General features: G+C 65.9%; 21 protein-coding genes and 1 tRNA gene. 9 read left to right on the top strand and 13 right to left on the bottom strand.

Annotation, left to right across the window (positions count from 1 at the left end; all coding sequences use genetic code 11):
* From K1177_RS13175 to K1177_RS13165, 3 genes are read left to right on the top strand one after another with little or no spacing between them, the layout of a single operon-like run.
* On the top strand, positions 1-750 hold the full coding sequence (locus K1177_RS13175) for a GNAT family N-acetyltransferase (protein ID WP_224703830.1): 750 nt from the start codon (positions 1-3) through the stop codon (positions 748-750).
* On the top strand, positions 747-1,151 hold the full coding sequence (mutT, locus tag K1177_RS13170; RefSeq protein ID WP_224703829.1) for an 8-oxo-dGTP diphosphatase MutT: 405 nt from the start codon (positions 747-749) through the stop codon (positions 1,149-1,151). The genes K1177_RS13175 and mutT overlap by 4 nt, the downstream gene beginning before the upstream one ends.
* Positions 1,152-1,177: 26 nt before the next feature.
* Entirely contained in the window at positions 1,178-1,366 is a 189-nt protein-coding gene (locus K1177_RS13165) for a Flp family type IVb pilin (protein WP_224703828.1), read from the top strand.
* Positions 1,367-1,379: 13 nt separating this feature from the next.
* Here K1177_RS13165 and K1177_RS13160 read toward each other — a convergent pair whose 3' ends face one another.
* Positions 1,380-2,867: a M48 family metalloprotease gene (locus K1177_RS13160; protein WP_224703827.1), complete on the bottom strand. Its 1,488-nt coding sequence runs from the start codon at positions 2,865-2,867 to the stop codon at positions 1,380-1,382.
* Positions 2,864-3,673, bottom strand: a complete 810-nt coding sequence (locus tag K1177_RS13155) for a thermonuclease family protein (RefSeq protein ID WP_224703826.1) — start codon at positions 3,671-3,673, stop codon at positions 2,864-2,866. The genes K1177_RS13160 and K1177_RS13155 overlap by 4 nt, the downstream gene beginning before the upstream one ends.
* 193 nt (positions 3,674-3,866) lie before the next feature.
* Between K1177_RS13155 and K1177_RS13150 the strand changes: the two genes are divergently transcribed.
* Positions 3,867-5,024 carry a D-alanyl-D-alanine carboxypeptidase family protein gene (locus K1177_RS13150; RefSeq protein ID WP_224703825.1) on the top strand — a complete coding sequence of 386 codons (1,158 nt, stop codon included), beginning with the start codon at positions 3,867-3,869 and terminating at the stop codon, positions 5,022-5,024.
* Here K1177_RS13150 and K1177_RS13145 read toward each other — a convergent pair whose 3' ends face one another.
* The 3 genes from K1177_RS13145 to K1177_RS13135 form a co-directional block, all read right to left on the bottom strand.
* Complete coding sequence (locus K1177_RS13145) at positions 5,025-5,567, bottom strand: dihydrofolate reductase family protein (protein ID WP_224703824.1); 543 nt, start codon at positions 5,565-5,567, stop codon at positions 5,025-5,027.
* Positions 5,568-5,629: 62 nt separating this feature from the next.
* A complete protein-coding gene (locus K1177_RS13140; protein ID WP_396120217.1) occupies positions 5,630-5,851 on the bottom strand; it encodes a sulfurtransferase TusA family protein in 222 nt (73 codons plus the stop codon).
* Entirely contained in the window at positions 5,841-6,326 is a 486-nt protein-coding gene (locus tag K1177_RS13135; RefSeq protein ID WP_224703822.1) for a CAP domain-containing protein, read from the bottom strand. The genes K1177_RS13140 and K1177_RS13135 overlap by 11 nt, the downstream gene beginning before the upstream one ends.
* Positions 6,327-6,533: 207 nt before the next feature.
* Between K1177_RS13135 and K1177_RS13130 the strand changes: the two genes are divergently transcribed.
* The 4 genes from K1177_RS13130 to K1177_RS13115 all read left to right on the top strand — a co-directional run bounded on the left by K1177_RS13130 (position 6,534) and on the right by K1177_RS13115 (position 9,784).
* Entirely contained in the window at positions 6,534-7,745 is a 1,212-nt protein-coding gene (locus K1177_RS13130) for an ROK family transcriptional regulator (protein WP_224703821.1), read from the top strand.
* Positions 7,746-7,799: 54 nt separating this feature from the next.
* Complete coding sequence (locus K1177_RS13125) at positions 7,800-8,441, top strand: ThuA domain-containing protein (protein ID WP_224703820.1); 642 nt, start codon at positions 7,800-7,802, stop codon at positions 8,439-8,441.
* Between the two features lie 123 nt (positions 8,442-8,564).
* Entirely contained in the window at positions 8,565-9,320 is a 756-nt protein-coding gene (locus K1177_RS13120) for an SDR family oxidoreductase (RefSeq protein ID WP_224703819.1), read from the top strand.
* A 65-nt stretch (positions 9,321-9,385) separates the two neighbouring features.
* Positions 9,386-9,784 (top strand): host attachment family protein, encoded by a 399-nt coding sequence (locus K1177_RS13115; RefSeq protein WP_224703818.1) that lies wholly within the window; start codon positions 9,386-9,388, stop codon positions 9,782-9,784.
* Between the two features lie 63 nt (positions 9,785-9,847).
* Here K1177_RS13115 and K1177_RS13110 read toward each other — a convergent pair.
* The 8 genes from K1177_RS13110 to K1177_RS13075 all read right to left on the bottom strand — a co-directional run bounded on the left by K1177_RS13110 (position 9,848) and on the right by K1177_RS13075 (position 17,640).
* Positions 9,848-9,924, bottom strand: a tRNA-Arg gene (locus tag K1177_RS13110).
* A 77-nt stretch (positions 9,925-10,001) separates the two neighbouring features.
* Positions 10,002-10,424, bottom strand: a complete 423-nt coding sequence (locus K1177_RS13105) for a GNAT family N-acetyltransferase (RefSeq protein ID WP_224703817.1) — start codon at positions 10,422-10,424, stop codon at positions 10,002-10,004.
* Positions 10,425-10,427: 3 nt separating this feature from the next.
* A complete protein-coding gene (locus K1177_RS13100; RefSeq protein ID WP_224703816.1) occupies positions 10,428-11,546 on the bottom strand; it encodes an anhydro-N-acetylmuramic acid kinase in 1,119 nt (372 codons plus the stop codon).
* A 10-nt stretch (positions 11,547-11,556) separates the two neighbouring features.
* Positions 11,557-12,549: a serine hydrolase domain-containing protein gene (locus K1177_RS13095; RefSeq protein WP_224703815.1), complete on the bottom strand. Its 993-nt coding sequence runs from the start codon at positions 12,547-12,549 to the stop codon at positions 11,557-11,559.
* Positions 12,536-14,275 carry an ABC transporter ATP-binding protein gene (locus K1177_RS13090; RefSeq protein ID WP_224703814.1) on the bottom strand — a complete coding sequence of 580 codons (1,740 nt, stop codon included), beginning with the start codon at positions 14,273-14,275 and terminating at the stop codon, positions 12,536-12,538. The genes K1177_RS13095 and K1177_RS13090 overlap by 14 nt, the downstream gene beginning before the upstream one ends.
* Positions 14,272-15,114, bottom strand: a complete 843-nt coding sequence (locus K1177_RS13085) for an ABC transporter permease (RefSeq protein ID WP_224703813.1) — start codon at positions 15,112-15,114, stop codon at positions 14,272-14,274. Before K1177_RS13085 ends, K1177_RS13090 begins: the two co-directional genes overlap by 4 nt.
* Positions 15,114-16,073 (bottom strand): ABC transporter permease, encoded by a 960-nt coding sequence (locus K1177_RS13080; protein WP_224703812.1) that lies wholly within the window; start codon positions 16,071-16,073, stop codon positions 15,114-15,116. The genes K1177_RS13085 and K1177_RS13080 overlap by 1 nt, the downstream gene beginning before the upstream one ends.
* Before the next feature lie 49 nt (positions 16,074-16,122).
* A complete protein-coding gene (locus K1177_RS13075) occupies positions 16,123-17,640 on the bottom strand; it encodes an ABC transporter substrate-binding protein (RefSeq protein WP_224703811.1) in 1,518 nt (505 codons plus the stop codon).
* A 262-nt stretch (positions 17,641-17,902) separates the two neighbouring features.
* On the opposite strand from K1177_RS13075, the gene K1177_RS13070 reads away from it, so the two are divergent.
* Positions 17,903-18,754: a MurR/RpiR family transcriptional regulator gene (locus tag K1177_RS13070; protein WP_224703810.1), complete on the top strand. Its 852-nt coding sequence runs from the start codon at positions 17,903-17,905 to the stop codon at positions 18,752-18,754.
* Position 18,755: the final 1 nt, after the last annotated feature.

Raw genomic sequence — 18,755 nt, 5'->3', positions numbered from 1 at the left:
ATGGGTTTGCCCGATGTGGCTGGCCTTGAGCGGAGCGGGCTGGCAGCCTGGCCCGGCATCGAGGTGGAATGGGATGGCGCCTGGGTGCGCCGCGCTGCCAATGGCTACACCAAGCGCGCCAATTCCGTGCAATGCCTGGATCCAGCCGATGACGAGAATGCACGCGACCGCATTCTGGCGGCCGCCGACTGGTTCCTTGCCCGCGGGCTGACGCCGGTGTTCCGCGTTACCCCGCTCACCGGGCCGCAGACACTGTCCGCGCTCGATGCGCTGGGCTGGCGGGCCTATGACCATAGCTATGTTTTCGCCATGCCGCTGGACCGCGTCGAGACCGATCCGCGCGGCAGCGACTACGACGCCTTCGACCCCGCGTTTCTGTCCGTGCAGCGCAAATTGGCCGACTATGATGATCGCCGCCTGGCCGGGCTCACCGCGCTTCTGGCCGCCCTCGATACACCGGCGCGCGGCATTGTGCTGCGCGATGGGTCGGGTGCGCCGGTGGCCTCGGCCATCATGACCCTTGCCGACGGCATTGTGGTGGCCGGCAATGTGGTCACCGACCCGGGCCAGCGGCGCAAGGGCTATGGTGCTGCCATGATGCGCGCAGGCCTCGCCTGGGGGCATGCCAACGGCGCGCGCCATGCCATGCTCAATGTGCAGGCCGACAATCTGGGCGCGCAGGCGCTCTACCGCGGTCTGGGCTATGTGCACCAGTACGACTACCACTATCGATCCCCGGAGAGCGCATGACCCAGTCCCTGCTTGTCGTGGTGGCCTGCGCCTTGGTGGACGCAGACCGGCGCGTGCTCATTGCGCAGCGGCCCGAGGGCAAGTCCCTCGCCGGCCTCTGGGAATTTCCGGGCGGCAAGATCGAGCCGGGCGAGAGTCCGGAAGCCGCGCTCATGCGCGAGCTTGAAGAGGAGTTGGGCATCCAGACGCAGGCCGCCTGCCTGGCGCCGCTCTCGTTTGCGAGCCACTCTTATGAGAAATTTCACCTGTTGATGCCACTCTATGTCTGTCGGAAGTGGCAGGGGGCGCCGCAGAACCGCGAGCATGCTGCGCTTAAATGGGTGCGGCCGCAGTCCCTTCGTGATTATGCCATGCCACCGGCCGATGAGCCGTTGATCGCCGCATTGTGCGATCTGCTCTAGGACAGAACGGTACGCGGGGGCGCACGGTGAAATCGACAGTCAGGGCGTTCTTGCGCGCCGAAGATGGTGCAACGGCGATCGAATATGCCCTGTTGGGCATGCTGATCGGCATCGCGATCATCGGCACCTTCGTGGCGCTCGGCAACAGCGTGACCGGCCTGTTCAATTCCGGTGTTGCCGAAACACTCGACAACAAGTCGGGCAATATCAACTAGCAGAAGCGCCGGCCTATTGCAGGGCGACGATCTTGTATTTCTCCCCTGGCACCACGGGGTCGCCGGGGTAGAGGTCGTTGATGATGTAGAACAATTCGGTGCCGCGGCTGAGCGAGGCCATGCGCTTGGCCAGGGAATCGGCTGTGTCGCCCGGCCGGGCGGTGACGACTGTCACGGCCACCTTGCGGATCGCTGCCATGTCGGCAGACGTGGTGGGGCGGAAGCTCTCGATCGTGGCGGCCGCGCCCTGGGCAAAACGCTGGCTGTCGGACTTGGCGGCAAAGATGAAGCGATAGACCTGGCCATTGAGCCGCATCACCGCAACGCGGAAGAACCACTGGTCGGTCTGGGCCAGGCCGCTGGCCATTTCCATGCCGTTGACCGTCCGGCTGGTGACGCTGTCCGCCTTGAGGCCGGCGATCCAGCCGGATTTGAGATAATCGGTCAGGCTCACATTGGCCTGGACGTCGGCGCTGTCAAAGCGCACGGCCTCGCCGTCCCCGGCCACGCCCACCACGGCGCTCTGGGCGCTCTGCAATGTATAGCCCTGCGGCACGGTGAAGGTGAACTTGGCGCCCGGATTGATGAAGCGGCGGCCAATGATGGAGCCCTGCGAGGGGCTGTCGCCGAAGGTCAGGCCCGCGATGGACGCCAGGTAGCCGTCGCGATCCACTTCGCCGGCCGTATTCTGGCCGAACATGGTGCGGGCGGTCTCGATGGCCTTCTGGATGCGCGCCGGTGTCGAGGGATGGGAGGACAGGAACCCTTCCTGATTGCTGCCCGAGCCGGCGGAGAAGGTGGCAAAGCGGCTCATGACGCTGAGGAAGCGGGCCGCGGCCTGCGGATCATATCCCGCCTTGCCAGCATATTTGATGCCCTCGCGGTCGGCCTCGAGCTCCTGCTGCTGGCCAAACGAGGCCATGGACTGGCGGGTGCGGTTGGCGGTGGCATCGGTCGAGGTGTCGCCGCCGAACACGCCGGTGATGACGCGGTCCACGATTTCGGTGGTGCGGGTGCGGTCCGTGCGCGCGCGGGCATGGCGCAGCGTGACGTGGGCGATCTCGTGCGCCAGCACGGCGGCCAGTTCGCTGGTGTCGCTGGCCAGGGCCAGGATGCCGCGCGTCACATAGATGTAGCCGCCCGGCAGGGCGAAGGCGTTGACCTCGGAGGTGTCCAGAATGGTCACCTGGAACTGGGCATTGGGTTGGTCGGCCGCAGCCAGCAGCCGGCCAACGATCCGGGCCACCATGATCTCGGCGGGGCGATCGGAATAGACGCCACCATAGGCCGCAATGATGCGCGGATGCTCGCGGCTGCCGATGGAGGCGTCGTCGGTGCCCTGGGTAACCACCAGCGGGGCCGGCTTGTCGCCGGTGGTGCTGACGGCAATGTTGGAACTGGTCAGTGTCGTGCAGGCCGACAGGGCCAGCAGCGAAACGGCCAGGCCACCGCTGCGCAGGCCGCGGACAAAATTCTTGGCAATGTACTTCTGGACCGTCATCGCGTTGCCAGAACCTCGATCTGTTCGGGATGGGTGATCTCGATGCGTGGACCATCCCGGTCATCCACCCATCCTCTTATGCGCACCAGGGCGCCTTCGAGCACCAGCGGGTCGCGCCCGTCTGCGACAAACAGCCGAAGCGCAGGCGCCTCCATGACGGCGGTGAAATCCTGCTTCCAGGACCGGCCGAAATTGAAATAGACCCGCCCGCCACGGTTCTCGGCTTTCAAGATGCGCCCTTCGACAAGCTCATAATGTCCCACCCGCGCCAACAGGGCCGCAGGCTGGTCCGCCAAGCGAACGCTGTAATAGGGATCGCTCCAGATGCCAAGTCCGGACACGCGGGCGCGGCCTTCGGCCGCGAACAACAAATCGAGACATTTCCGATTGTCTGGAAAGGAATAGACCCGGGCCAGGCCGGCGGCGACCATGGCCTGCTGGGCCCAAAGCGTGCCATCGGGGGTCTGCACCATCACATGGGCGAGGACACGGCCGTGCCGGTCCTCCCGTTCGCCACCGAAGCCCAGCTGCACATCCTTGCCCAGCACCAGATCGGCGAGCGCCTGTTTGGACTGCTCCGCCTGCGGCCAGGTGTCGAAATCCTCGCGGCCCAGCGCGAGCTTGGGCGCCTGGGTGCCGATCATGCGGATGATGCGGCCATCATTGAGCACAATGGTGTCGCCATCGGTCACCTGCACCACCTGGCCACCCTGGGCCATGGTCAGGTCCTGGCATGCTGATGCCGCGGCCGACACAGACGACAGCATGGCCAGCGTGGCGAGGTGAGCGAGGGTTGTCTTGAGCAAATCAGGTCCCGGAGAGATTTCGTTCACCATGCACCACAATGCGGCAAAAAATCATTACGATGCGGAAGGGATCGCGTTTCCGTGATGGGTTCAAAAGCCTGTCAGCCGGTCCGGCTTTCCTTGAGCCGGGGCCCCGGCGCTGGTATGAGGGCGCTGTTTCCCGATCACCCTGCAGTCCTGCCGGAGCCGCCCCTTGTCGTTTGTCCGCCGCCTCGTGCTCGTCCTCGCTCTCAGTTGCCTGGCCCTGGGGCGGGTTGCCGCCAACCCGATGCTGCTGGTGGATATGGACAATCTGGCGGTTCTGCATGCCGAAGATGCCGGGCAGCCCTGGCATCCGGCATCCTTGACCAAGATGATGACGGCCTATGTCGCCTTTGAGGAGATCGCCAAGGGCACGGTGACGCTCGATACCCCGGTGATCCTGTCCAAGAAGGCGGTGAACCAGGCGCCATCCAAGTCGGGCCTGCCGGTGGGCAGCGCGCTCACGCTCAAGGATGCGCTCTATGTCATGCTGGTCAAATCGGCCAATGACGTGGCGATGGCCATTGCCGAGACCATCGGTGGGGATGAGGCGGGCTTTGTTGCCAAGATGAACGACGTGGCCGCCCGCATGGGCCTGAATGCCACCCGTTTCACCAATCCCAACGGGCTGCACGATCCCGGGCAATACACGTCCGCCCGCGACCTGGCGGTGCTGGCGCTCTATATCCAGCAGAGCTTTCCGGAATACATGCCCATGTTCGGCACGGAAGTCGTGCAGCTGGGCAAGGCAAAGCTGGAATCAAACAATGAGCTGCTGACCAGCTTTGCCGGCACCACGGGCATGAAGACCGGCTATGTCTGCGCCTCGGGCCTGAACATGGTGGTGACGGTCGAGCGCAATGGCCGGCGGCTGCTGGCAGTGGTTCTGGGGGGCTCGTCTGCGCGCGAGCGCAACGAACGCACGGCCGAGCTTGTGCTCAAGGGCTTGTCCGGCTCCGCCCGGCCCACCGGGCAGACCGTGCTGACCCTGGCCGACAATCCTGGCGTGCCTCCCGTCGACATGACGCCGCTGATCTGCGGCAAGGGGGCCAAGGCCTATGTCGAGGCGCAGCAGGCCGCCTTCCCCATGGGTATGAAAGGCCAGCCGAGCTATCTCAATGACGTGGTGGCGCCGCGCAGCTATGTGGCGACCGATCTTGGCCGTCTGGCCACCGGGGTCAGCCTGCCGCGCCCGCGTCCGCCGCATGTGCCGCAGTTCGCTGCGCCGGTCGCGGCAGCGTCCCTGGGCGGCGACCTGCGACCGGGCATTACGCCGGTGGTGGGTGACCCGACCGTGCCTTTTCCGCGACCACGGCCAGCCAATCTCTAGCTAGGCCGGTGCGTAGACCAGCCGCAGATAGCTGTCGCCAATGCGCTCGTGGCTGACGAGACGGAGCTTTGGGCGAAAGCCGGCGAAGAATGGCGTGCCGCTGCCCAGCACCACCGGGTGCACATAGAGCTGGTACTCATCGATCAGGCCGAGTTCGGCAAGGCTCCGCGCCAGCTTGGTGCCGCCCACCTCGATCACGCCATCGGTCCTGCCCTTGAGGTCACGCACCGCGGTCGCCAGATCGCCGCGCAGGAATGACGCGTTGGGGCCCAGCGTAGTCAGCGTGTTCGACACCACCCATTTCGGCACGGCGCGCCAGGCCAGGGCAAACGCGCGGAGGTCGTCCATGGCGTTGGAATCCTGGCTCCAGTCATCTCCATCCCAATAGGCCATCAGTTCATAGAGCCCGCGGCCATAGAGGCTGCCCGACAGGGTCTTGGTCTGCTCGATGAAGTGCCGAAACAGGGTCGCGTCGGGCCCGAACTTGTCGTGGTCCACATAGCCATCGAGCGACATGTTCATCCCAAAGACCAGCTTGGCCATGCTGAAATCCTCCCATTGGAAAATGGCAGACTAGCTGGACATTGCTTCCTGGGTAAGGGCGCCTAGCCCTTGACGATGTCGAAGCGCAGCACGTCGTTTTCGACGGTGTGCGTGCAGTCATGTCCATGCTGGCGGCAATAGAGCGGAATATCGATGCGGGCCATGGGGTCGGTGGCCAACACGGTCAGCATGCGGCCCGGCGGCAGGGCCGCCAGGCGCTTTTCCATGCGCAAGACAGGCAGCGGGCATTTCAGCCCGCGTGCATCAATGGTTTCAGCGGTCAAGGACCAGCACCCAATGCGTGCCATAGGTGGAGCTGGCACTGAACGTGGCAGCAATGCCGGCGCGGGTGGCATTGGTGGTCAGGCCCGCCGCGTCAGCGGGGTTGTTGCGCCAGCCCGAGAAGGTCTCGGCAAACGTGGCATAGCCCGCGCTCAGCTTCATGCCGGCCAGTTCCTGCGGCGTCTTGGGCGGGGTGCCGGTGCTGGCATATTCATTGGCCAGAGCCTGGGCCGTGCCGTCCAGGCCTGCATCATGGGTCAGGGGCGGCACGCCACGGGTGGCGCGGAACGCATTGATCATGCCGATGGCCTGGTCGGCGTCGAGCCGGGCGCCGGGCTGGTCCATGCGGGCCGACAGGGCCGGCGCGAGCGCGCCGCCCGTGCTGGGGCCGCCCATGGAGCAAGCGGCGAGCGTAAGCCCAGCAACAAGGGCAGCGATGGGCAGAATGGCCGGCTGGAAGAGGCGCGAAACGGTCATGGAGCAATCCTGATGCGAAGGTGAGCCTGCCGGTTAGGGGCGCAGCAAGGCCAAATCATGGTGGCGCATGCTAAAGGGTGCGGGCTGCAGATGCCTTAACGCTGGCACGAATTGTCCTTGCCTTGCCCGGCGGCCTCGCTTTACAACTGCGCCAGTTAATTTGTATCCCGATTTAAATCGGGTCCCGCCCAGCGAGCCCCCGCCGTCATGAAGACCGCCGACCCCGAACTGATGCGGGCGATCAACCGCTTTCTTGTGCTCGATACCATCCGTCGCCATGGCGCCATCGCCCGGGTGGAGATTGGCGAGCGCACGGATCTGTCGGCGACCACGGTTTCGGCGATCACGGCGTCTTTGCTCGATGATGGGCTGATCACCGTCCAGCACGAGGGCGATATCCGCAGCCAGACGCTGCGCGGGCGGCCACGTGTCATGCTGGCGCTCAATCCCGAAGCGGCCTGGGTGGTTGGGGCCAAGCTCGCCGCCAATCGCATCGTCTTTGTGGCCACCAATTTCCAGGGCGATGTGCTGGCCAATCTGACGCTGCCGGTGCGCGTCGATCGCCTCCCCACCGAGGTCATTGTCGATCTGGTGGAAGACGGCGTGCGCCGCTGCGTGCGCGACGCCGGACTGGGGCTCAATCAGATCAACACCATTGCTCTGTCGCTGCCGGGCATTATCGAGCACGGTACCGGCAAGGTGCTGTCGAGCGGGGTCCTGCGCGACGCCGATGTGTCGCTGCATGCCGCCATCGCCAGCCGGCTGGGCATCGCCACGATCGTGGAGAGCGATGCCAATGCCATCACCATGGCCGAGCACTGGTTCGGGCAGGCGCGCGATCTCGATGACTTCGTGCTGGTCGCCATCGAAGAGACGCTGGGCCTGGGCGTGATGCACGGCGGGCAGCTGTTCCGGGGCGCGCGGGGGCTCAGCCTGACGCTGGGCGACATGATCATGGGCGCCGGTGGCGACAACGCCATCAAGCTCGCCGATCTCGCCAGCGAGCGGGCCATCGTCAACGGCAGCCATGATGACCCGGGCATGGCGGAAGCCATGCAACTGGGCCAGGGCATGGTGCAGGTGCGCCGCGCCATTGAGGCGGGCGATGAGGCGCTGCGCACGGCGGCAGCCCGCGCCGGGGCGGCGCTGGGCATCGCCATGGCCAATCTGGTGGCGCTGTTTGCGCCACACCGGGTGATTGTGGTTGGCTCGACCCTGGCACTGGGCGAGCACCTGCTGGCGCCGCTGCGCCAGGCCTTCGCCAATGCCATTCCGGCGCCCCTGGCGCAACTGGCCGAAATCGTCATCGACGAGGCCGACGACAAGACCTGGGCCCGGGGCGCTGCAGCTGTGGCGCTGGGCGAGCTCTATGGTTCGCCCTGGGGCACGACCGGTCCGGCACGCCGGGCCGCACAATAGCAAGCACACTGTCCGGCATTTGCGCCGGACGGGCATATTTTGAGGAGAATTGCCATGCGTGAAGCACTGATTGTCTGGGGCGGCTGGAGCGGCCACGAGCCGGAGCAATGCGCCCGCATCATCAAGGGCTGGCTGGAAGAGGACGGCTTCAAGGTCTATCTGGAGGACACCACCGAGGCCTTTGCCGATCCGGCGATCAAGGACTTGAGCCTGATCGTGCCGATCTTCACCATGAGCAAGATCGAAAAGGAAGAAGTCGCCAATCTGACGGCGGCAGTCGAGGGCGGCGTTGGCCTGGGCGGTTTCCATGGCGGCATGGGCGATGCCTTCCGCGATGCGGTGGACTACCAGTTCATGGTGGGTGGCCAGTGGGTGTCCCATCCGGGCAACATCATCGACTATCGCGTCGACATCACCCGTCCCGATGATCCGGTGATGGCTGGGGTGTCCAGCTTCCCCTATCATTCCGAGCAATATTACATGCATGTCGACCCCTCCAACGAGGTGCTGGCGACCACGACCTTCACCGGCGAGCACGCCAGCTGGATCGATGGCGTCACCATGCCGGTGGTGTGGAAGCGCAAGCATGGCGCCGGCCGGGTGTTCTATTCGGCGCTGGGCCATGTCTCGTCCGAATTCGCCGTGCCGGAGATGGCCACCATCCTGCGCCGCGGGCTCAACTGGGCCGCGCGCTGATCCAATGCTGCGGCGCGCCTTTGGGCGCGCCGCTTTTTTTCTTGGTCCATGCGAACTTGACCTGCATCAAGGTGGATCAACGCCGCCCGGCCTAGTCTGGCTCTGCACCATGCGGAGGCAGTCATGCAGATCAAGGACAAGGTAGCGGTTGTGACGGGGGCGGGCTCGGGCATTGGCCTGGCGATCGCCCGGCTTTTTGTTGCCGAGGGGGCCAAGGTCGTCGCCGTCGACTGGCACGAGCCAGCCATTTCGGCGGCTGTGCGCGACATCGGTGGCGCCATCGTCGGCATGACGGGCAATGTGGCCGAAGAGGCCGACTGCGTCGCCATGATCGACCGGGCGATTGCCGAATTCGGGCGCATCGACATCCTGGTCAACAATGCCGGCGTGATGGATCTGTTTGCCTCGGTCGCCGAGGTGGACGATGCCACCTGGCGGCGTTGCATGTCCGTCAATGTCGACGGGCCGATGTATGCCATGCGCCGGGCGGTGCCGCTGATGCTGGCCCAGGGCCATGGCTCGATCGTCAATATCGCCTCGGTGGCGGCCATTGGCGGCGGCGCGGCGGGGGCAGCCTATACCGCCTCCAAACACGCGCTGATCGGCCTCACCAAAAGCACGGCCTATCAATATGCCAAGGCCGGTTTGCGCTGCAACGCGCTGGCCGTGGGCGGGGTCAGCACCAATATCATGGACAGCGTCGACGCCAGTGCGCTCGACCAGGCGGCGCTGGCGCGGCTGGGGCCCTATCACGCCAGCAACCCGGGCATGCTCGAGCCCATCGATATTGCCCAGGCCGTGCTGTTTCTGGCCTCCGATGCCGCGCGCTACCTTAATGGCGCCGTGCTTCCGGTCGATAAGGGCTGGAGTGCAGCCTGATTTTTGCGGCGCGGGACCGATCCCGCGCCGGCTGCCGATTTTCTCACCAACCGCGGAGACGACTGATGATGCTACCCAAGGGCACGATTGTTGCTGTCGCCGACGGCGAGAAGCTGAACCTGTTCCGCAATGCGGGCGATGAAGCGGGGCTCAAGCTGGCGCCGCTTGAGCACGCGCATGCGGATGATGCCCATGCCAGCGGCTCGCGCCAGACCAGTTCGGGCAATCCCGATCCCAGCCAGGCCAGCGAAGACGGCTTTTCGGCCGGTATTGTTGGCTTCCTCAACAAGGAGGCGCTTGAGGGCCGGATCGACGGCCTGGTCATCATTGCAGCGCCGCGCGCGCTGGGCGAGATGCGCAAGCATTACCACAAGGCGCTGTCCGCAAAGCTGCTGGCCGAGATCGCCAAGGATCTGACCGGCCATGCGGTGGGTGACGTGGAAGCGGCCATTCACGGCGCCTGATCGAAGCGCCGCAGTTGTGACCTATTGGCGGGCCCTGCGGGGCCCGTCTCTGCATCAGGGAGGTGGTGATCTCGGCGGGATTCGAACCCACGACCCCAGGATTAGGAATCCTGTGCTCTATCCAACTGAGCTACGAGACCACGGCTTTTCGATAGCAAATCGGGAGTCGCAGCGAAACCCTGTTTGACGCCCGGTCCGCCATGTGGACCGCGAGACGCTAGAGCGATTTGCTCAGGAAGCTGCGGGTCCGGCCGAGGGGAAAGTCGGGCAGCTCGCCAAACACCACATAGCCGGCCCGTTGATAGGCCGTCAGCGCCTTGGGGTTGAAGGTGTCGATATAGGCGTGGTGACAGCCGCGGGCGCGCGCTTCGGCCTCGGCGGCGGCCAGCATCCGCCCGGCGAGGCGCCGGCCGCGCTGGGCCTCGTCCACCCAGAGCCATTGCACATAGAGCCAGCCCCAGGCGGTGTAGCCCGAGATGCCGGCAACCAGCGTTCCGGCGCCATCGGTCACCACCACGGCCAGCGGCCGCCGCTCGGCAGGGCCGACATCGGCCTCGTTGAAGCGCGCCAACTGGCTGCCAATGGTATCGAGCGCAGCGGCGTCTGGCGTTTCGGTGACCGCAACGGACAATTCGTCCATGGCTCAGGCCGCCAATTGTCCACCGGTCAGCGGATGAGGCGCGCCGGTGGTGGTGGGGAAGCTGATCGGCAGGCCGCGCAGCACCCGCACGGCGAGGAAGGCAAAGCACTCCGCTTCAATGGCGTCGCCGCGCCAGCCCACGGCTTCGGCCGGCACCGCCTCGATCCCAGCGCGCGCGCCCAGCATGGCCATGATCGCCGGGTTGTGCCGGCCACCGCCACAGACAATCAGCCGCTCGGGCCGCTGCGGCAGCAGGTCAAGCGCTTTGCCCACAGCGCCGGTGGTGAAGGCGGTCAGCGTGGCTGCGCCGGTCTCGACGTCCAGCCCATCGGCCATGCTGGCGAGGAAGTCGAAGCGGTCGAGCGATTTGGGGAAGGGCGCGCTGAGATAGGGATGGGTCAGCAGGCGCGCCAGGCGTGCCTCATCCACCGTGCCGCGCAGCGCCAGCGTGCCGTCGCGGTCCATCTCGCCCAGTCCATGCGCCTTGATGAAATCATTGATCGGCGCATTGGCCGGGCCGGTGTCAAAGGCAATCAGGCTATCCTTGCCGTCCCACCAGGTCACATTGGCGACGCCGCCCAGGTTGAGCACGGCGGTCTTGCCGTCGGTGGCGCCGATCATGCGCAGCAGGGCCTGGTGATAGAGCGCGGCCAGGGGCGCGCCCTGGCCGCCGGCCCGCACATCGGCCGAGCGGAAATCGTAGGCGGTCCTGATGCCGGTGAGCCTGTGCATCAGGGCGCCGTCCCCGAGCTGGCGGGTGGCGCCGATACGGCCCGGCTGCGGCGCGCGATGCAGCACGGACTGGCCGTGAAAGCCGATGATGCCAATGTCCGCCGGGGTGAGCCCGGCCTGGCTGACCAGGTCCAGCACGGCCGCGGACTGGGCTGTGGTCAGCGCCGCTTCAGCCGCGGCAAAGATTGCGGGCTCGGGACCTTCAAAGTTCCACACGCGCGCCTGCGCCAGGGTCTCCTCGAGCAGGTCGCGAATGTCCTGCGGATAGGGCGCCAGCGTATAGGCGCCGAAGCGCTCGATGCGCTCGCCATCGGTGCGCAGCAGCGCCACATCGATATTGCCGTCGAGGACCGTGCCGGTCATCAATCCGATGGACCAGATGGGCTCCATGCTGCTCTCCCTAATTGGCGTTGATGGCGTCGCCGACAGCGCGGCGCAGGGCGATGATGCCGCTGTCGAAATGGCGCGTGGGATGCACGCGATTGGTCAACAGCGTCCAGGCTTGGCCGCGCTCGAAGTCGATCCACAGGCCCGTGCCGGTGAAGCCGGTGTGGCCGATGGTCTGGGGCGAACAGTGCTCGCCGCCCGACCAGCCCTCATAGGGGCGCTCCCAGCCGTGCGTGCGGCGGGCCGACAGCGGCGTGCGGATCAGCGCATCGGCGCCGGCGTTGGCCAGCTTCGTGGCGGCAAAGTCGAGCAGGCTCGTAACGGTACCGAACAGGCCCGCATGCCCCGCGCCGTCGAGCGCCGAGCAATTGTCGTCATGCACTTCCCCCACCAGCACGCGATGGCGCCAGTAGCAATCCTCGGTGGCCGCGGACTGGTCAGGATCAGCCGACCAGGCAAAGCCGGGGCCGGGGTCCATCTGGCGGATCCAGTGTCCCGCGATGCGCTCCAGCGCCAGGCCGAGCAGGATGAAGTTGATGTCCGAATAGACCGAAGGCCCAGCCGCGAACTCATGCTGCAGCAGGAAGGTGCGCAACAGGTCGGGGTCGCGGCCATAGGTATAGAGCGGGAAAACAGCGGGAAAGGGCGTCTGATGCCCCAGGCACTGGCGGAAGGTGACCTTGCGTTCCCAATTGTCGAGATTGTAGTGGCGGAAGTCCGGCAGCACGCTGGTCAGCGATGCATCGAGGTCGATGCGCCCCGCCTCGGCCAGGGCCAGCACGCGCTCGGTGGTGAACAGCACCTTGGTGAGCGAGGCCAGGTCAAACCAGGTATTGGTCTCCATCGGCCGGCTCATCGGCACCGTCTGCGCCTGGCCGATGGCGCGGATGGCGCGCTGGCCGGTGCTGTCGATGACGCCGAGCACGCCGCCGGGAATGCGGCCCGCAGTGATCGCCGCGGCCAGCGGGGCAAAGGCGCGGTCAAGCTGCTGCTCAATTCTGCTCATGGGCGGTCTCCTCGCGCACAAGATGATCGCCGCCAATCTGCTGCCAGCGCGCCGGTGGTGGCTCATAGCCCGGTGGCCGCACCAGCGAGGGCACTTGCGTCATGTCGACGGCAAAGTGCTGACGTCGCCGCTCGATGGCCGGTACGGCGGCGATCAGGCGCTTGGTATAGCTGTGCTGCGGCGCCGACAGCACGGCGCGGGCTTCGCCCATTTCCACGATCTGCCCGGCAAACATCACGGCAATGCGGTGGGCAATGCGCTCCACCACCGCCATGTCATGGGAGATGAAGAGATAGGCGAGGCCGAACTCGCGCTGCAAATCCACCAGCAGTTCGAGCACCTTGGCCTGAACCGAGACGTCAAGGGCGGACACGGCCTCGTCGAGCACCACCACATCGGGGTTCAGCATCAGCGCCCGGGCAATGCACAGGCGCTGGCGCTGGCCGCCGGAGAACTGGTGCGGATAGCGGGTGAGGCTCTCCTCGGGGAGGCCGACGCGCCCGAGCAGGAAGATCATGCGCTCGCGCAGCGCGGCATCGCGCTTGCGGCCATTGGCAATGGCCGGTTCGGCCAGCAGGGCCTCCACCGTCAGGCGCGGATTGAGCGAGGCGAAGGGGTCCTGGAACACCATCTGCACCGGGTGGCTGCTGTTTCCGGCGCCCGCGGTGATGGTGCCGCGATGGCGCTGGTTGAGGCCAAGCAGGGCGCGCGCCGTGGTTGACTTGCCGCAGCCGCTTTCGCCAACAATGGCCAGCGTCTCGCCCGGCATCAGGTCAAAGCTCACGCCATCGACGGCATGGATGGCGCCGCGCGGCGCAAACCAGGCCTTGCCTATGGGGAAGCGCACGGCCAGGTCGTCGACCCTGACGATGGGCTCGGCGGTGTTGGCGCGGGAGCCGTCACTGCGCACGGCCGCGCCGGCGGTGAAATGCGGCACGGCGCGCAGCAGGTGGCGGGTATAGTCATGCTGGGGATGGTCGAGCACGGCGCCGGTGGTGTTCTGCTCCACCGCCAGGCCATTCTGCATCACCATGATGTTGTCGGCGATGCCGGCGACCAGGCCGATGTCATGAGTGATAAAGATCATCGACATGCCGGTTTCGGCCCGCAGTTCGGCCAGCAGCGCCATGATCTGGGCCTGCACGGTTACGTCCAGGGCCGTGGTCGGTTCGTCGGCGATCAGCAGGCGCGGGCTGGCGGCCAGGGCCATGGCGATCATCACGCGCTGGCGCATGCCGCCCGAGAGCTGGTGCGGGTAATAGCCGAGGCGGGACTTGGCATCGGCGATGCGCACGCGCTCCAGCACATCCAGGCTTGCCCGGTCTGCCGCAGCGCCGGTCAGCCCCTGCGACAGCCGATAGGCCTCGGCGATCTGTGCCCCGATGGTGTGCACCGGATTGAGCGAGGTCATGGGCTCCTGAAAGATCATGGCCACGTCGCGGCCGCGCACGCCCAGCAGCGTCTTTTCATCGGCCTGGGCCACGTCGAGCACGCTGCCGTCGGCGCGGGCCAGATTGATGCTGCCCGCAGTGATGCGGCCACCACCGAAATCGACCAGGCGATTGATGCAGAGGGCGGTGACGGATTTGCCGGAACCCGATTCCCCGACGATGCCAAGGGTCTGGCCCTGTTCGAGGTCAAAGCTCACGCCCTTGACCACTTCATTGGCTTTTGGGTCGCGGCCAAAGCCGACATGCAGGTCGCGCACGGAGAGGAGTTTGGTCATGGCTGGCGCCCCTGCGTCCTGGGGTCGAGAATATCGCGCAAGGCATCACCAGTGAGATTGAAGCCCAAAATGCCCAGCATGATGGTCAGCGCCGGGAAGATCATCAGCCAGGGCGCGTGCTGCATCAGGTTGCGGCTCTCGGCCAGCATCAACCCGAGCGAGGGCGTCGGCGGCTGGGTGCCGAGGCCCAAAAAGCTCAGCCCGGCCTCGGTCAGCAGTGCCCAGGCCAGCGCCAGCGTCACCTGCACGGCCAGGGGCGCGACCAGGTTCAGCAGCAGGTGATGGGTCAGCACATAGGTCTGGGAACTGCCAAAGGTGCGCGCGGCATCGACGAATTCGCGCTGCTTGAGCGACAGCGCCGGGCCGCGCACCACGCGGGCAAAGATGGGCGTATAGACAATGGCAATGGCGGCAATGCTGGTCATGGCGCCGGGGCCGACCACGGCAATGATCAGCAGGGCCAGCAGGATCGCCGGGAAGGCCAGCAGCACATCCATGATGCGCATGAACAGCCCGTCCCAGAGGCCGCCCCACCAGGCCGCGAGCAGGCCGATGATGGTGCCGGCAATGGTGGCGATGGCCACCGAGGCAAAGGCGATAAACATCGACTGGCGAATACCCAGCATCAGGCGGCTGAAGGCGTCGCGGCCCAAGAGATCGGTGCCGAACCAATAGGTGGCGCTGGGGGGCTTGAGCCGGTCGATGGCAAAAAGCTTGAGCGGATCATGCGGCGTCAGGCCCAGCGTGGCCAGGATGGCGGCCAGCAGGTAGAGCCCGATGATGACCAGGCCAATGCGGCCGGACGGATGGCGGAACAGGGCGGCGAGCATCTTTGCCATCAGCGCCCCCCGATCCGGATGCGCGGGTCGAGCGCCACATAGGCGAGATCGACCAGCAGGTTCACCACGAGGAAGTTGAAGGCGATGAACAGCACCGTACCCTGCACCAGCGCATAGTCGCGCTGGGTAATGGCGTCGAGCACCAGGCGCCCCAGCCCGGGCAGGGCAAAGATCTGCTCGACGATCACCGCGCCCCCCAGCAGATAGCCGAATTCGACGCCCGACAGCGTCACCACCGGGATCAATGCATTGGGCAGGGCGTGGCGCCAGATGACACTGCGCGGGGTGACGCCCTTGGCGCGGGCGGTGCGCACATAATCGTCGCTGAGCACATCAAGCATGGAGGAGCGGGCAATGCGCGTCACCGAGGCGGCAAAGGCAAAGCCTAGGGTGATGGCGGGAAAGATCAATTGGCCAATGCTGGCCAGCGGGTCGGTCAGCAGCGGCGTAAAGGTGCCCATGGCCGGCACGAAGCCGAACCAGACCGAGAGCACATAGATGATGAGCACGCCCACGACAAAGCTGGGCGTCGACTGGCCGAGCATGGCCAGCACCCGCACGATCAGGTCGCTGGGCCGTTCATTGCGCGAGGCGGCCAACACGCCCAGCGGCACGCCGATGCCCAGCGCGATCACCATGGCCATCAGCGAAAGCTGCAGCGTCAGCGGAAAACGCTCTAGGATCACCGTCAGCACGGGCTTGCCATAGATCGAGGAGATGCCCAAATCGCCCTGGACCAGGCCCGAGAGCCAGCGCAGATATTGCGACCAGATGGGTTGATCGATGCCGAAATAGCTGGCGAGGGAGGCGCGCTGCGCCGGGGTCAAAAGGCCCGCCTCGGTGCCCAGCATGGCCGTGATCGCATCGCCCGGCACCAGCCGGATCGAAACGAAGACCAGGATGGACACCCCGAGCAGGATCAGCGGAAAGGTCAGCAGGCGCTGAACCACATAACTCATGACATCGACCTGTTGGGTGGACCGGCCCGAGGGCCGGTCCAGGTTTGGATTATTCCACGGTGACCTTGGTCAGGCCGAACAGCGTGCCGGTGGGCGAGGGCTCAAAGCCGGAGACGGTCTTGAGCTGGGCGGTGTAGTTGTAGCCGGTCGAGAGCCACAGCCAGGGCGAGAGCTCGGCCAGGCGGCTTTCGAAGCTGTGGAAGATCTCCACGCGCTTGGCCGGATCGGTCTCGGCCTGGCCCTGCTTCATCAGGCTGTCGAGCTCGTCATCGGTGAAGTTGGAGACCTTCACCAGATTGCCCTCCTTGGTGAAGTAGCGGTTGTACATCGGGTAGGGATCGGGACGGCCGCCATTCTGGGCCACGGCCATGTCGAAATTGCCGGCCAGCCAGGTGTCGACATAGACGTTGAGTTCCATCATCTCGATGTCGAGCTTGATGCCGATCTCGGCCAGTTGCGACTGCAGCACCTGGGCTTCGGAAGCGGCAACGGGCGGCTCGCCGGTGGCGGCGATCACCTTGGCGGTGAAGCCGTCAACGCCGGCCTCGGCCATCAGCGCCTTGGCCTTGTCCAGATCCTGGGTGTAGCAGAACAGGCTCGAGGGATCCTGGGCGAAGGCCGGCATGGTCAGCGGACCCGTCACCTTGCCTTCGCCGGCAAGCGCCGCATCGATGATGGCCTGGCGGTCAATGGCGCAGCTCATGGCCTGGCGGACCTTGAGATTGTTCATGGGCGGACGCGAGGGGTTGAGCTGCAGCACGTTGTAGGAGAGCTGGCCGACCCGGTTGAGCACCAGATTGGACTCCATGGGCACCAGCGTGGCCACCAGCGGGTCATTGAGCAAAGCGAAATCGGTCTGGCCGGCGCGCAGCGAGGCGAGGATCGCGGTTTCGTCGGGCAGCACCGAGATGGTGATGCCGTCCACGCCGACCGTGCCGCCGGCCCAGTCAGCATTGGGGCTCAGCACTTCCTTGGCATTGGGTTCCCAACTGTCGAGCTTGAACGGACCCGAGCCCAGCGCGGTGGTGCCCACGGTGCCGGCTGCGATTTCCGAGGCGGGCAGGATGGCGGCGTTGATGGTGGCCATGGCCACCAGGATCGGCACGTCGGCGGTCGTGAGGTGGAAGGTCACCGTCACGTCGTCTGGGGTGTCGATGCTCTCGATGGAGAGGAAGTTCGAGCGTGCGGCCGCAGCGGTTTCTTCGTTCAGCAGGCGCTCGAAGGACGCCTTGACGTCAGCCGAGGTCACCTGGGCGCCGTTGGAGAACTTGGCGTTGGGGTCGAGCGAAAAGGTCAGCGTCTTGGCGTCGGGGGCGAATTCCCAGCTGGTGGCGATGGCCGGCACGACGTTGAGCTCGGCATCCAGGCGCACCAGCGGCTCATAGATCAGCTCCAGCAGGCGCAGCGACGAAAAGGCTGTCTGCTTGTGCGGATCAAGGCCGGTGGCGTCCTGTGACCAGGCCATGCGCAAGCTGGCGGCCTGGGCGGGTAGGGCGGTCGAGACGGCCGTCAGCGCTGTGGCCAAGGCCAGCCCGGCCAGGATCTTTGTGGGCGAAATGCGGATCATCGGTGTTCCCTCACTGTTCAACCAGCCCCACAGCGGGGACCGGGCCAAGGTCGTTGTGTGCGCCGCCTTCGGCACGGGTCCCTCGCCCGCATGCACCAACCTCTTGACCAGAGCCTATGAAGTCCCGGAACCGGCTGTCAATAATTTTCAGTATTGATGTTGTCTCTGAACTTTTGTTTCAATGGGCCTGGCGCGACGGCTCAGCTAGGGTCGCGCCGCAATCGCGCTGCCGGGGTCCAGGGCAGGGTGCGGGGAGATGGCCTTGAATATCCAATCAACAATCGAAGCCTCGGTGGACAAGTTCACGCCGGCCATGCAGCGCGTGGCCAAGGTGATCCGCGACCAGCCGCGCATCGTGCTGGAGCAGACCATTTCCGAACTGGCCCAAAGCTGCGGCACCTCGGTGGCCTCGGTTGTGCGCTTCTGCCGCACGCTGGGCCTGTCGGGCTATGCGCAGCTGCGCATGGCGCTGGCGACCGAACTGGGCAAGGAGGCGGCGCAGTTCGGCAGCGATCTGATGCTGGGCGCCGAGATTGCACAGTCCGACACATTGCAGGAAATGGCCTCCAAGGTGGCATCGCTGGAAATCCTGGCCATCGATGAAACCGTCTCGGGGCTCGACTATGGCGTGCTTGAGCAGGTGGTTGCCGCGCTGGACAAGGCCGAGCGCATCCTGCTGTTCGGCATTGGCGCCAGCCAGTTCGTGGCGCAGGATCTGCACCACAAGCTGTTCCGCATTGGCCGCAATGCCTTCCTTCTGGCCGATCCGCACGAGGCCTGGACAGCGGCACTGCTCTCGCCGCCGGGGACGGTGGCGCTGGGTTTTTCCCATTCGGGCACCACGGCCGACACCATCCGCTTTCTCGATATCGCCCGCCAGGCGGGGGCGCTGACTGTCGCGGTCACCGGTGCGCCCGATTCGCCGCTGGCCGTGGCCGCCGATGCCTGTCTGGTCAGCCGGGCGCGGGAAAGCCGGCTTCGCGCCGGCGCCATGGTCAGCCGCATTGCACAACTGGCCATTGTCGATTGCCTGTTCCTGGGCGTGGCCAGCCAGCGCTATGAGCAGACGGTGGATGCCCTGCGCCGCACGCGCGACGTCACCCATCCGCGCTAGG

Origin of the sequence: Devosia aquimaris, assembly GCF_020169335.1 — a bacterium.
Taxonomy (GTDB): domain Bacteria; phylum Pseudomonadota; class Alphaproteobacteria; order Rhizobiales; family Devosiaceae; genus Devosia; species Devosia aquimaris.
Note: the sequence above shows the minus strand (reverse complement) of the source record. Positions and strands in the feature narration are given on the sequence as shown.